The organism is Paenibacillus sp. DMB20 (genome assembly GCF_000987955.1).
GTDB lineage: Bacteria > Bacillota > Bacilli > Paenibacillales > Paenibacillaceae > Paenibacillus_AQ.
On sequence record NZ_LAZU01000025.1, the window covers coordinates 26,084 to 39,199 of the forward strand.

Here is a 13,116-nt window from a genome sequence, read left to right on the forward strand (position 1 = left end):
GGGTCATCGTTTCCATTTGTCCGGGCAGAATCCTGGATTCGCCGAGCACAACCGTTCCGTAAATTGAGGCTGGAGCTTGGAAAGCTCGGCGAAATAGCTTGAAATCACATGGTTCGCGCCTAGCGATCCGTTCTGGAATGGCCGGGACGACAAGGTCCGGACATGACTGTAATAGTATCTTTTTTCCCGCTTGGGCAGCTTGTAAACGGAGGGCGGGGCATGCGTAACGACGTCAAACGGATTGGCGGTGCGGCAGCTGTTCGGGACATGCTTGGCAAACGCCTTTGCGAATGCCGGATCGCCTACGCGAGGCGACCCGAACGTAAACAGGAACGGAAAGCGAAAAGAGGTGTTGGCCGCAATATCGATGGCGCACAACGTGGCTAGAGCAGCACCGAGACTGTGACCCGTAATGAATAATGCCTTATCGGGGGACAACTTGGCCAGCGCGGAAATCATTTGGCCGCGAGCGGAATCATAGATGTTTGTAAAGCCCCGGTGCGTAAGGCAGTCTTCCTTGATGTACTTGAATTTTTTCTGGGATGCGATGATGTCGGAAATCCAGTTCGTCGTTGAGCTGGTCCCTCGGAAGGCAATGATGATCTCCTGCGCGGACTCAAGAATAAATCCGAAGCGTTCCCATACGCCGATAATGGATCGCGCTTCTATGGTATCATGGAGCGAATAACGGGCCGGAACGACAAACGAGCCGTCCGCGTTTTCGAATTGCGTGTAGGTCTGTCCACAGATGGCCGCAAGAAAAATGGCCCGTTTCTCCAGATCATCCACCGTGCTCACGTGTATCCCGCCTTTCTCTCCTACACTATATTAGGGGGATGAAGGCGAGGTGCCTGGAGAACAGGCATAATCTCGGTGCATTTTCCGTCACAACCTCAACTTGCGTGTCTGGACCGGTTGCCCCGATAAACAATAACCCGCAAGAGGGTAACTTTTTTCAAAGTTTCCTTCTTACGGGTCACGGTTCAATGAACCTGCAGAGCATCCTTTTTCAAGTTAAAACGTTCGTCATGGAATTACTTTACAGGGACGGTCATTTCCAGTTCTTCAATGTAGTTTTTGACGACTTCACCGTTGTTGTCGACCTTGAATGCGCCGTGTTTTGCATTCGGCTCTTCAAATTCGGGGGTAAACGGCTTGATTGTAATCGACGTGGCGTCCTTATCCAGAGCGGCAACAATGAAGTCGTAGTAAAAGTCGCCGTTGGCGTTGTTCTCGTCGGTGCCGATTCCTGTTATTTGGTCAAGCATGTTTCCTTGATCATCGACAAATTCATAGAGGATGGTTGAATCCTCGTTTTGGCCCTTCAGAACCATTTGCAACCTTGTGGAGGAGGAGGTCATCTTCACGTTTTTCAGCGTCATGCCGAGGCCGTTCCATTTTTTCGTAAGGTTAGGCTGTAAGGCAACCGCTTTGTCCGCTGTTTTTTGGACCGGAATCTCGAGGTTATATGGTTTATCTACGCCTTCCAGGCTGATTTTGGCCGTAACCTTGAACTTGTCGGGGAAAGTCTCGAGTTTGCCCCCAAGCTGGGAAGCATCGCTCAGAATGATAAACGCATGATTCGCGTCAGCGCCCGGTGTCATGCTTAAGCTTGGTCTTTGTGCCATACGATCCCCGTACTCGTATAAGGATTTGCCGTTGATAAAGACGTCCATCTTATGGATCATGCCTTTCTCCTGAACGAACTCGTTGGCCTTATCATCCCATTTCCCTCCGATCATGCCGCCAATAAGCCCCTTGCCGCTCCGCTCCATTTGAATGCTGACACAGTTTCCGTCATATAACGCCTTGGACAATCCCAATGTGATGCCGTCTTGAGTAACGCTGGCCGTCTTGGATTTGCTCTGCGTCGAGCCGCTCGCGGTTACCTTATCTTTAGTCGCGGATGGGCTGGCCGCTTGAGCGGTCCCCAAAGCCGCACCTCCCAAAATCATGGCAGCCAGCGTCATCGTGCTCATAACTTTATATATTTTTTTCATGTCCATGTCTCCTTGTCATTTTTACTTTATCGGCCTTGATCTGTTCGGAACTGCTGGATCCGCATCTTTTGGTCAATTCTTTATTGATGACTGTCGTACAGCTTTTCCAAGCTTGCGCGATCCACCGGAATGGTGATTTCCAAGTCTTTCAGGTACTTCTTGACAATATCCCCGTTGCCGTCGACTGCATATAGGCCGCCATTGGCAGAAGGATCCTGAAATACGGGCAGGAATGGCTTAAGCGTAATGGAGCTCGTCGTTTCTTCAAATCGCTCAAAAATCAATTCCGTCCGCTGTTCTCGTTGCGAATCGTCCTTGTATATTCCCATGCCAGTCACCAAACCGAGTATCCTGCCCCGGTCATCCCGCACCTCGTAAAGCAAATCTTTATGATTGCCGTCTTCCGGGTTGCCGATTTGCTCGGCATGAATGATGAGATCGGTCGTGATCGGAGTGAATTTAAGCTGCTCCAACGTTAATTTAAGGCCGCCCCACTCTCTTGTCTCACCGGATTTTACGACGATTTGGTTTGAGCTTTTGCGAACGGGAACATCGATGATATATGGCTCTTCAATTCCTTCAAGCGTGATTTTTGCCGTTAACAGAAATTGATCGGGCAGCATCGGAGCTCCTTCGCCCAGATGGGAATAGCCGGTTAATTGGTACAGAACCACATTGGGGTCCGATGTCGGATTCCCGATCAGCCCGGGCCTTTTCCCTCCGTTATAGTCATAAATGGAAGTGCCGTCAATGAACATCTCAACCTCCGTTATGGCGCCTCTTGGGTATATATGATTGGTAGAATCGCCTTCCTGTACCACCTCATAATCCGATATGCCGCCAATAAGTCCTTCGCCCTCCCGCTTAACGGCCAGGGATAGACGGGTTCCGTCATATACGACCTCGGGTATGCGGAGGGTCACCCCTTCGTGGGTGGCACCGACGTTCGGTTCAGCCACCAGCCCGCGCTCCTCGGCTGTCTGAAGCCCCAGGTCGTCCGCCAGCTTGAAGATGCTGCCAATCACTGGAATGCTCTTTAGGGACTCCGCCATAATCGGTGACACATAGGCACTGCTCATCACGCCGATGAAGGCGGCTGCGGCTGCGGCTCCCGCATATCCGCGTATTTTTTTGGAGCTGTGTGTTCGCCCGGTTCGGGTCTGCATCGGGAGGTCGGATAATGAAGCATAGACCTCATCCTGACGCTGACGGATCATATCCGGAAGCTCGGCCGCCAGCTTCCTCCCGGTCTCCCGGAGTTCTTTATCCAAGTCAAAAGGATTCATACGCCAGCTTCCCCTCCCGTGTTTGCTTTACTTGGTCCGACAGTATCCCGCGTGCTCTGTGGAGGCGGGCCCTGACGGCACCTTCCGAGATTTCCAGCACGCCGGAGATTTGTTTGATGGGCAAATCTTGATAATAAAATAAATGAATGACGATACGAAGCGATTCATCCAAGTTTTCTACCGCTTCACGAAGGTCAAGCTTGCGGCTGTCTTCGTAATAATGGGCGGACCTTGCCGTTTCCGGCACTTCAGCCATGGCCACGGTTCTTTCGCGGGTTCGAAGCAGCTGATTGCATTCATTGATCAAGATCCGAATCACCCAGGTTTTAAAGTATTGGGGTTTTTTCAATGTCGACATTGCTTTATATGCCTTGAGCGTTGTTTCCTGAAAGACATCCGCACAATCTTCATCGCGTCTCACAATGGACTTCGCCAAGCCGTACAGCTCGGGCTCCAGCCTCCGGAAGAGCCGGATAAACGCTTCGCGATCTCCCCGCTGCGCTCTCTTGACTTCGAGTTCCATATCCTGCACGAAATTTCATCTCCTTTTGAGGGCCCTCTATAAGATTAGATGGACGAGTATGCCAAAATGTTATATTACACGATAAAAAAACAAATTGCCCGATTCCATGAAGAATCGGCTGCTTATCCGATGTACGTACATGCGTCACCGAGACATTTAGTTGTAAGCCAAGGAGATATCTCATATAATCGTCAACAGAGAGGCAAGCTTGAAAACATACCATATCTTACTCGCGAGGTCCCGACTGCGAAGCCGATTTACGGCAGCCATTCGGGTTAAAAGGGAAGCCGGTGCAAGTCCGGCACGGTCCCGCCACTGTAAAACAGGGATATCCTCCACACTGCCACTGGCCTGGTCACAGGCACGGGAAGGCGGAGGTTTCGTCACAACCTGTAAGTCAGGAGACCTGCTTCGCGTGATGATCTGACGGTCCTTCGAGGAGAGGATTGCGTTTGGAGAAACCCTGACGTGAAGCCCGAAATTTGCGGCTTGCTGGTCCAAGGGTTGTCGGTTATCCCATAACGTAGCCCCTGATTCTTCTTGTTGAGAGTCGGGGGCTTTTTTTAGGGAGACATGGCCGTCAGATGCCGGTTTATGGAGTACTGAAGACAAGCCGTGTTCTCAATTTAGGGTTAGGAGAGAAATCGAGATGAAGAATTGGATGAAGTCCTGGTCTGCTCTGCTGGCCATGCTTCTGTTGGTCCTGTCACTGGCTGCTTGCGGCGGAGATGCGACACCGAAGCAAAGCGCGCCGGCACCTACCGATCAGGGGCAAAAGTCTGAAACGCCCGATGTCGCCGATAACGCCAAAACCGCTTACCCGCTGACGGTTAAAGACGCCACCGGCGAAGAAATGACGTTTGAGAAGGCCCCGGCGAAGGTCGTGTCCCTGTCGCCATCCGAAACGGAAAAATTGTTCGCGCTCGGTCTGGACGAGCAAATCGTCGGCGTTTCCGAAGTCGACGACTATCCGGAAGCCGCGAAAGCGAAACCGAAGATGGGCGGTTATGAAATGGACGTGGAGGCGATCATCGCTTCGGGGGCGGACGTGGTATTCACCGCGGCCATGAACGAGCAAAACATTCAAAAACTCCGCGGGCTGGGCGTAAAGCTGTTCGTCAACGATCCGAAAACGATTGCGGAAGTGATGGATAATATCAAGCTGGTCGGCGAAATCACCGACCGTCAGGCCGAAGCCCAAGGCATCGTGGATCAAATGCAGAAAGAGCTCGATTCGGTGAAACAAGCCGTGAAATCCGTAAGGGCCGAGGAGAAAAAGAAAGTCTATGTGGAATTCTCCCCGGGCTGGACGGTGGGAAAAGGAACGTATATGGACGAAATGCTGAATCTCAGCAATGCGGTTAACGTTGCCGCCGACACCGAGGGCTGGTTTGAAGTGAGCGAAGAAAAAATCATCGCCGAAAATCCGGATGTCATTCTTTATTCCGGCAACGTTGTGGATGAATCCACGAAAAAAACGCTGGACCAGTTGATCAAAGAGCGCAGCGGCTGGGATCAGATCGAGGCCGTGAAAAACGATAAGCTTGCGAAGCTTGACGACAACCTGATCAGCCGTCCGGGTCCCCGCGTGACAAAAGGGCTTATCGAAGTCGCGAAAGCCGTCTATCCGGAATTGATGGCTCCATGAGCAAAAAGCTTGCAGGGTACGGTGCGGCGGGGCTTGCGCTTTTACTGCTGACGGTTGTCGCGAGTCTCGGCATCGGCTCCGTCCATCTGCCGGTCAATCAGATTGGAGCCATGCTGCTTCATAAGCTGCCTTGGCTAGGAGATTCCATTGTACCGAATTGGGAGACGGCCTCGGAGCAAATCATTATGAAGGTTCGGTTGCCGCGGATTCTGCTCGGCATGTTGGTAGGAGCCTCGCTCTCGGTGGCGGGAGCCGCTTATCAAGGGGTGCTGCGGAATCCGTTAGCCGATCCTTTTACGCTTGGCGTGGCTTCGGGGTCTTCCCTCGGGGCTGCTTTGTTGATTTTTTACGGGCTCCAGTTCTCCTTTGCCGGCGTATGGACATTGCCGCTCGTCGCTTTTTTGACGGGAGCGGTTACCCTCTGGATTGTGCTGACCTTGGCGCGGGACAATGGAAAGCTGCCCACGCACGGGCTGATTCTGGCCGGCGTGGTGATGCAGTCCTTTTTGGGGGCGGCCGTTTCCTTTTTGACGGTCATGTCGAAAGATACGCTGACCGACATCTTGTTCTGGACGATGGGCAGCTTCAGCCTGCGCGGCTGGTCCTATATTGCCGTTTTGCTGCCTTATTTTGCGGTCGGTTTTATTTATCTGTGGAGCCGTTCGCGCGCTTTAAACCTGCTGTCGCTCGGTGAGCGGCAGGCGGCCCATATGGGGCTTCACGTCGACCGGTTGAAGACGAGCGTTCTGGTGGTGGCGACCCTGCTTACCGCGGCGGCGGTATCGGTGTCCGGCGTCATCGGCTTTGTCGGGCTTGTCGTGCCGCATATGATCCGGCTGGTGACGGGCTCCGACTACCGCATCATTATCCCTCTGTCCGCGCTGGGAGGCGCGATATTCATGGTATGGTCCGATACGGCCGCAAGAACCCTGCTATCGCCAACCGAAATTCCGATCGGGGTGGTCACGGCGTTTGTAGGGGCTCCGTTCTTTGCCTTTTTACTCTATCGGAACAAGAAGAAACGCTGGGAGGGGAGCCTATGATTTCGCTTCAAGGCGTGAGCAAGCGGTTTGACCGGGTCGACGCTCTTGCCGGGATTGATTGGGAGATTCAAGGAGGGGAATGGTGGGGCATTATCGGCCCTAACGGCAGCGGCAAATCAACGCTGCTTCAGATGTTGTCCGGAGTGGAGGCCCCGACTGCCGGCAAGGTGACGATCCACGGCAGGGACGTAAGGGATTACGGCCGGAAGGAGTTGGCCCGAACCTTGGCCGTTCTGCAGCAGGAGGGGCTGGGCCCGACGGATTTTACCGTGCGCGAAGTGCTGGAAATGGGACGCTACCCGTTCCAGAACTGGTTTGGCCGGGAACCAAGCGACGCCGGGCCCCTGCTTGATTCGATCATGGAGAGGCTGGAGCTGAAAAGTCTCGAATACCGGCGCCTGGATCAGCTGAGCGGGGGGCAGCGGCAGCGGGCCGCCCTTGGCAAGGTCATGGCCCAAGAGCCCTCGATTCTTCTGCTGGATGAGCCGACCACGTATCTGGATATCCGCTATCAGCTGCAATTCATGGATATGGTGGCGGATTGGCGCAGAGATACGGGGATTACGGTAATCAGCGTGCTCCATGACCTCAATCTGGCAGCCCAGTTCTGCGATCGGCTGCTCGTTCTGCACGAAGGGAGAATGGCAGGAAAGGGTTCTCCGGAAGACATGCTGACGGAGAACAACATCCGGCGGATTTTCCGGGTGGATACGTCGGTGGTGGCCCATCCCGCAAACGGCTCGCCTCAGGTGCTGTTAACGGCTGGTGCAGGGAAGTCCGAAGAAGGACGGGAAGAGGCATACGCCGGCGCCGAACAATGATCATGCAGGCAAACGCCAGTTGTTTTTGCAACCCATAAACTTAGGATTTGGACGGCTAATAAGCCGTCTTTTTTATGTAATTTTTTAACTATTGTAAGCCGGAAGGATATCTCTTATAATCTTAAACACAGCGGAAAACTTGGAATAAAGCTTTATGCAGCACTCACGCAGTCCGTCAAAGCAGTTGAAAAGGACTCACGTCCGATTTTATAGGAATGCCGTTTTTATCTATTAGAGACGATGCTTGGCTTCGAAGTGGATATGCAGGGTAATGTTTAAAGTGGGGAATAATTGGAATGAATACGTAGTAGTGCACTTATTAAATATAGAGGAGGTTTTAGGGATGGAAACATTTTTAATCATTGTGAATGTCCTGATTCTGGCTTTGCTCATCGGCGTTTTGTACTGGATGCAGAAAAAGCACTATTCGTTCACGAAGCGGGTGTTCGCGGGGCTTGGGCTCGGGGTGCTATTTGGGGCAGTGCTGCAGTATGTGTATACAGCGAACTCCGATGTGATATCCAAGTCTACGGACTGGTTCAATCTTGTCGGTTACGGCTATGTCCGGCTGCTGCAAATGATGGTCATTCCGCTCATTATGGTTTCGATTATTTCCGCAATCATGAATTTGAAGGGCGGGCGCAATCTCGGCAAAATGAGCGGGCTGATCATCGCCGTACTCATTTTGACGACGGGGGTGGCCGCGTCTGTCGGCATCGCGACGGCGCTGACGTTTGACCTTTCGGCGGAACATATCCAAGCGGGAGCCGCGGAACACGAGCAGGGTGCTTTGCTGGAGGAGAGGCTGGGTGACGTCGAGGATTTGACGCTGCCTCAGCAAATTCTGGAGTTCGTTCCGGCGAATCCTTTTGCGGATATGACGGGAGCCCGAAAATCTTCTACCATTGCGGTCGTAATTTTTTCGGCTTTCATAGGCGTTGCCGTTCTCGGCCTTGACCGGAAGCATCCGGAACAAGCGGAGACCTTCCGCGGCATGATCCGCGCGCTTTACGGAATCGTGATGCGAATCGTCACGCTTATTCTCCGTCTGACGCCTTACGGCATTTTGGCCTTGATGGCGAAAACGATTGCGGGGACGGACCTGCAGGTCATCCTTGACTTGATTGATTTTGTGCTGGCCTCGTATGTGGCGCTGATCGTCATGTTTATCATCCACCTGATACTGCTGTCCTTGTTCGGATTTAATCCGGTTACTTACCTCCGCAAGGTGGTGCCGGTGTTGACATTTGCTTTCACGTCGCGTTCTAGTGCGGCCACGATCCCGCTGAACGTGCAGACGCAGAACAAAAGACTGGGCGTACCGGAAGGGATCGCGAACCTGTCCGCTTCGTTTGGAGCCACGATGGGGCAGAACGGCTGCGCCGGCATTTATCCGGCAATGCTTGCGGTAATGATTGCGCCAACGGCTGGCATCGACCCGACCGACTGGTCGTTTATCCTGATGCTCGTTGTCGTGGTCATGATCAGCTCCTTTGGAGTAGCCGGTGTCGGCGGGGGCGCTACCTTTGCTTCATTGATCGTTCTGTCGACCATGAATCTCCCGGTGGCGCTGGCCGGCCTGCTCATTTCCGTGGAGCCGCTGATCGATATGGGCCGGACGGCGCTCAATGTCAACGATTCCATGACCGCCGGCTTGATAACCGGGAAAGTCATGAATGAAGTGGACACTTCGGTGTACAAGAACCGGAATCAGGACATTGATGTGATGCAGGCATAAAGGACGTTTAAAGCAAGTAATGGTACAGCTAGGGTTGAATAAAGAAGGTAGTGCCCCAGGTCAATTGACCTGGGGCACTACCTGTTTAGATAAGCGGAAAGCTTGATCATGGTCTCAGAATAACAATAGCATTTAATTTTGTATTCGTGGACTAGCAGCCGATAACCGTAAGCTGTTTAGGGAAAGAAGTGAGCACCTCCGCACCAACATCCGTAACCAGCACGTCGTCTTCGATCCGTACCCCGCCCAGACCGGGCACGTAAATGCCGGGTTCAATGGTAAAAACCGCGCCGGGCTGCAGCAGATCGCCATTCAAGCCGTGGACCGACGGATATTCATGCACATCCATGCCGAGACCATGGCCCAACCGGTGCACAAATGCCTCTCCGTAGCCGGCCCGTTCTATGACGGAGCGAGCGGCCTTATCGATGGACCCGTAAGTAACCCCCGGTTTGACGGCACGAATGCCTGCTTCATTTGCCGCGAGTACCGTGTTGTAGATTTTTTCCGCTTCGGGACCGATGCCGCCTACGGCAAAGGTTCGGGTGATGTCCGAGGCGTAACCGCCTGAGAAGACGCCGAGGTCAAACATAAGGAGATCGCCTTCCCGGATTCGGCGCGATCCCGGCACGCCATGAGGCAGCGCGGTATTCGGACCGGCCAGCACCATCGTCTCGAAGGAAGGCCCGTCGGCGCCCAATTTTTTCATCAGGTATTCAAGCTCGGCGACAAGCTCGATTTCCTGAACCCCCGCCTTGACCTGTTTTAGTCCCTCGGAGAGGACTTGCTCAACAAGAACGGCGGCCTGCTTCATCGCCCGGATTTCATCTGCGGACTTGCGAACGCGCATCTCCCGGAGGATTTCACCGGCGTCCACGTACCCGCGTGCCGAAAAATGATGCTGAAGCTGCTCGTACCGGGATACGGTGAGCTGGTCCTTTTCCAATGCCAGGGTACCGATGGAACCCGGTATATGTTTGCGCAAAAGCTCGTAAGGCTGATCGGTATCCTGATGCGTCGCGATATTCGTTACCGAAGAGGCTGCGGCGGCAGCTTCTGCATCGAGAGCGGGAACCATCAGCAGCGGCTCTTCTCCCCGGAATAGCGCAAGACCTAGAAAACGTTCATGAGGGTCGCAGGCAAAGCCCGTTAAATAGTACACATGCTTGGGATCGGTAATTAAAAGCAAATCCCAGCCGCGGCTGTTCATGGCTTCGGTTATATGTTGAAGTCTGTCATTCATCATGCTCCATCCTTTCGCATCAAAATACGATTTTTTCCATAAGTTTAGGTTAGCTCTTTCCGGAAATGAAGTAAAGAAAGTCTTTTTTTCGGGGGTTGTCTTGTTATATAATGGCTCAGATACAATAAATACATAATATGGAATTGAAAGGAGTTTCTTCATGGATTCAAATCCAATGCACGGAAGTCCGGCTCCGCAAGGACAACCCTCGACGAGATACAAGAGATTGGAGGGGCTGGGCGGCTGGTTGATCCTTGTCCAGGTTTCCGTTTACTTATCTCTTATTTCTGTCGCTATCATGCTGTTCAATAACGTCATTCCCGCCTTTAAACCGGAATTTTGGAATGTCCTTACCGCCCCGTCTTCGCCCGTATACGATCCTTTGTGGAAACCGATGCTCATCTTCGAAGCTGTGGGCAACTCGGTGCTGTTGCTTTTCTTGATTGTCATTCTTGCTCTTTTGTACGGCAAAAAGAGAGCATTTCCCAAAACCATGATAACGCTCATGATTGCAAGCCTCCTGCTGGCCGCTGTGGATTACGCGATGGCTAACCAAATTAAGTTTATCGCCGAAATGGAAGGCGTGAACACGCCGAGGGAAATCGTGCGGTCGATCGTTTACTGCTGCATCTGGATTCCCTATTTCCTGCGATCGGAGCGTGTACGCAACACATTCGTGAAGTAAGGCAGCCGAAAGCACAAACCGTAAAAAATAAAGCGTTTCGGATCATCCTCCGTTAAAATAGAGCTAACCCGGAAAACACATCATCGGAGGAATAGCCATGGCACAATATGAACAAATCGAATTTGCCCGGAAAGAAGATTTGCAAGCGATTGTAGATATTTACAACTCTACCGTCTCCGGAAGAATGGTGACCGCCGATCTGGAGCCGGTTACTTTGGAAAGCCGGATAACGTGGTTCGAGGAGCATGATCCGGATCGCCGGCCTTTATGGGTGTTGCGGGACGGCGGGGAAATTGCGGCCTGGATGAGCTTTCAATCGTTTTATGGCCGTCCGGCATACGATGGCACCGTAGAGATCAGCATTTATGTCCACGAAAAATACCGCGGCGCCGGCGTAGGCGGCGTGATGATCGAGAAGGCTCTGGCGGAATGCCCGCGTCTTGGGGTGAGCAATCTGGTCGGCTTCGTGTTCGGACATAACGAGCCGAGCCTGAGGCTGCTGCGAAAGTTCGGCTTTCAGCAGTGGGGGCTTCTGCCGGGCGTTGCCGAGATGGACGGCGTCAAGCGCGATCTCGTCATTGTCGGCCGGGCGGTATGACCGGCGAATAAAGCAGCAGTTCCGTTATTCGACTTCTTCAAGCCAGCAGGATGCCAGCAGCCGAATTCCGTCATCGATATCCTTCTCCTGAATGCCGCCGAATCCGACGATAAATTCTCTTATACCGGAGCCTTTGGAGGAATCCTGGCTATGGAAACGGGTATAGGCAGCAGAATGAATCCGGATTCCTTGTTTCTCCGCCCTCAATTCAAGCTCGGCCTCGGATAAGGGATGACGGAGCGATAACATAAGATGAAAGCCTGCCCCCGTCCCGGATACGAAAGCCCTTTTTCCAAAATGCCGCCCAGCGGAGGCCATTAGTTGATCGTGCTTTTTCCGTAGAATCGCCCTCATCTTCCGGAGATGCCGATCGACGTACCCTTCGCGCATGAAACGCTCCAACGTATGCTGGTGCAGCCGGGAAGCGGTGCATTCAAGAAACAGCTGATGTTTCAGATGATGATAATCCTCAAGCAGCACGGACGGCAAGATCATGTATTGGATGCCCAGCGCGGGCGAAAGCACCTGCGAAAATCCTCCCAGATAAATGACCCGGCTATCGGGTATCAAACCCTGCATGCAGGGAATCGGCCGTCCGTAGTATCGGAATTCCCCGTCGTAATCATCCTCGATCAGAAAGCCGCCGGATTCCTGAATCCACTGGAGCAGGGCAAGCCGTTTGGAAAAAGGCATAACCATGCCTGCAGGAAACTGGTGCGACGGAGATACGACGGCCAGTCCGGCATGGCTTCCGCGCAAAAGGTCCAGGTCGATCCCGTCCTCCTTTAGCGGGACGGGAATCACTTGATATCCGTTCCGGCGAAAAACCTCGGGGTATTGAGGATAGCCGGGGTCTTCCACCGCAATAACATTGCCGTAGGGGCGAAGCAGCCGGCATATGATATCCAGAAGAGGATAAGGGTCCGAGGCGATGACCACCTGTTCCGGGGAGCAGGAGACGCCCCGCACGCTTCTTGCATATTTGGCAATTTCGTAACGAAGTCCCTTTTCGCCCTGCGGATCCCCGAAAAACAGCAGCTCGGCCGCGTTTTCATGCCGGAGGGTGCGGTTATACGCTTTTCTCCATTCTGCAATCGGAAAATACCCGTATTCATTTTTGGACATGTGAAAATCGTACCGGAAGGAATGGTGCCGTCGGAGCAACTGCCCTTTCGGTGCTTCCGGCTCGGGCGGGAGGGGAATGGGGGAATCCGCCAGCTTCCGGACAAAATAGCCGCTTCGCGGGCGGCTAAGAATAAAGCCTTCGGCCAGCAGCTGCTGATAGCACATCTCGATCGGAGTTGTGCTGACGCCCAGAAGCTCGGCAAGCTTGCGCACGGAGGGAAGACGGGCCTCGGCCTTCCAGCGGCCGCAGGCGATTTCCTTTTTCATGTACTGGTACAGCTGAACGTATAAAGGAACGGAGGGATCGGCCAAAGCCGGGCTGATTCCGTTCAAATGGATGGAAACTTGATTCATGTCAAATCTGTCCTTTTTAAAAGATAAAAACTGCATATTTGTAGATGGTCAA

Annotated in this window: 12 protein-coding genes and 1 riboswitch; of the genes, 6 read left to right on the plus strand and 6 right to left on the minus strand. The window is 53.0% G+C overall.

Features of this window, described 5'->3' with window-relative positions:
- Positions 1–3: 3 nt before the first annotated feature.
- The 4 genes from XI25_RS10900 to XI25_RS10915 form a co-directional block, all read right to left on the minus strand.
- On the minus strand, positions 4–798 hold the full coding sequence (locus XI25_RS10900) for a lipase family protein (RefSeq protein ID WP_152669117.1): 795 nt from the start codon (positions 796–798) through the stop codon (positions 4–6).
- A gap of 236 nt (positions 799–1,034) precedes the next feature.
- Positions 1,035–2,000, minus strand: coding sequence for a DUF5643 domain-containing protein (locus XI25_RS10905; RefSeq protein ID WP_046678606.1), 966 nt, complete (start codon positions 1,998–2,000; stop codon positions 1,035–1,037).
- A gap of 80 nt (positions 2,001–2,080) precedes the next feature.
- Positions 2,081–3,286: a DUF4179 domain-containing protein gene (locus XI25_RS10910; protein ID WP_046678607.1), complete on the minus strand. Its 1,206-nt coding sequence runs from the start codon at positions 3,284–3,286 to the stop codon at positions 2,081–2,083.
- Positions 3,273–3,809 carry a sigma-70 family RNA polymerase sigma factor gene (locus XI25_RS10915; RefSeq protein ID WP_046678888.1) on the minus strand — a complete coding sequence of 179 codons (537 nt, stop codon included), beginning with the start codon at positions 3,807–3,809 and terminating at the stop codon, positions 3,273–3,275. The genes XI25_RS10910 and XI25_RS10915 overlap by 14 nt, the downstream gene beginning before the upstream one ends.
- A 218-nt stretch (positions 3,810–4,027) precedes the next feature.
- A riboswitch (cobalamin riboswitch) is annotated at positions 4,028–4,237 on the plus strand.
- A gap of 221 nt (positions 4,238–4,458) precedes the next feature.
- On the opposite strand from XI25_RS10915, the gene XI25_RS10920 reads away from it, so the two are divergent.
- The 4 genes from XI25_RS10920 to XI25_RS10935 all read left to right on the plus strand — a co-directional run bounded on the left by XI25_RS10920 (position 4,459) and on the right by XI25_RS10935 (position 9,059).
- Positions 4,459–5,457, plus strand: a complete 999-nt coding sequence (locus XI25_RS10920) for an ABC transporter substrate-binding protein (protein ID WP_046678608.1) — start codon at positions 4,459–4,461, stop codon at positions 5,455–5,457.
- Entirely contained in the window at positions 5,454–6,500 is a 1,047-nt protein-coding gene (locus XI25_RS10925; RefSeq protein WP_046678609.1) for a FecCD family ABC transporter permease, read from the plus strand. The genes XI25_RS10920 and XI25_RS10925 overlap by 4 nt, the downstream gene beginning before the upstream one ends.
- Positions 6,497–7,321 carry an ABC transporter ATP-binding protein gene (locus XI25_RS10930; protein ID WP_046678610.1) on the plus strand — a complete coding sequence of 275 codons (825 nt, stop codon included), beginning with the start codon at positions 6,497–6,499 and terminating at the stop codon, positions 7,319–7,321. The genes XI25_RS10925 and XI25_RS10930 overlap by 4 nt, the downstream gene beginning before the upstream one ends.
- Before the next feature lie 343 nt (positions 7,322–7,664).
- Positions 7,665–9,059: an L-cystine transporter gene (locus tag XI25_RS10935; RefSeq protein WP_046678611.1), complete on the plus strand. Its 1,395-nt coding sequence runs from the start codon at positions 7,665–7,667 to the stop codon at positions 9,057–9,059.
- Positions 9,060–9,210: 151 nt separating this feature from the next.
- Here XI25_RS10935 and XI25_RS10940 read toward each other — a convergent pair whose 3' ends face one another.
- A complete protein-coding gene (locus tag XI25_RS10940; protein ID WP_046678889.1) occupies positions 9,211–10,302 on the minus strand; it encodes a M24 family metallopeptidase in 1,092 nt (363 codons plus the stop codon).
- 160 nt (positions 10,303–10,462) lie between these two features.
- Here XI25_RS10940 and XI25_RS10945 point away from each other — a divergent pair, with 160 nt between their 5' ends.
- Both XI25_RS10945 and XI25_RS10950 read left to right on the plus strand, forming a co-directional pair.
- Entirely contained in the window at positions 10,463–10,987 is a 525-nt protein-coding gene (locus XI25_RS10945) for a DUF2569 domain-containing protein (protein WP_046678612.1), read from the plus strand.
- 97 nt (positions 10,988–11,084) lie between these two features.
- Positions 11,085–11,585, plus strand: a complete 501-nt coding sequence (locus XI25_RS10950; RefSeq protein WP_046678613.1) for a GNAT family N-acetyltransferase — start codon at positions 11,085–11,087, stop codon at positions 11,583–11,585.
- A 24-nt stretch (positions 11,586–11,609) separates the two neighbouring features.
- On the opposite strand, the gene pdxR is transcribed toward XI25_RS10950, so the two are convergent.
- A complete protein-coding gene (gene pdxR / locus XI25_RS10955) occupies positions 11,610–13,064 on the minus strand; it encodes a MocR-like pyridoxine biosynthesis transcription factor PdxR (RefSeq protein WP_046678614.1) in 1,455 nt (484 codons plus the stop codon).
- Positions 13,065–13,116: the final 52 nt, after the last annotated feature.

Coding starts and splice junctions, on each gene's coding strand:
- XI25_RS10905 (WP_046678606.1), bottom strand. CDS start 2,000: ATGAAAAAAATATATAAAGTTATGAGCACGATGACGCTGGCTGCCATG.
- XI25_RS10910 (WP_046678607.1), bottom strand. CDS start 3,286: ATGAATCCTTTTGACTTGGATAAAGAACTCCGGGAGACCGGGAGGAAG.
- XI25_RS10915 (WP_046678888.1), bottom strand. CDS start 3,809: ATGGAACTCGAAGTCAAGAGAGCGCAGCGGGGAGATCGCGAAGCGTTT.
- XI25_RS10920 (WP_046678608.1), top strand. CDS start 4,459: ATGAAGAATTGGATGAAGTCCTGGTCTGCTCTGCTGGCCATGCTTCTG.
- XI25_RS10925 (WP_046678609.1), top strand. CDS start 5,454: ATGAGCAAAAAGCTTGCAGGGTACGGTGCGGCGGGGCTTGCGCTTTTA.
- XI25_RS10930 (WP_046678610.1), top strand. CDS start 6,497: ATGATTTCGCTTCAAGGCGTGAGCAAGCGGTTTGACCGGGTCGACGCT.
- XI25_RS10935 (WP_046678611.1), top strand. CDS start 7,665: ATGGAAACATTTTTAATCATTGTGAATGTCCTGATTCTGGCTTTGCTC.
- XI25_RS10940 (WP_046678889.1), bottom strand. CDS start 10,302: ATGAATGACAGACTTCAACATATAACCGAAGCCATGAACAGCCGCGGC.
- XI25_RS10945 (WP_046678612.1), top strand. CDS start 10,463: ATGGATTCAAATCCAATGCACGGAAGTCCGGCTCCGCAAGGACAACCC.
- XI25_RS10950 (WP_046678613.1), top strand. CDS start 11,085: ATGGCACAATATGAACAAATCGAATTTGCCCGGAAAGAAGATTTGCAA.
- pdxR (WP_046678614.1), bottom strand. CDS start 13,064: ATGAATCAAGTTTCCATCCATTTGAACGGAATCAGCCCGGCTTTGGCC.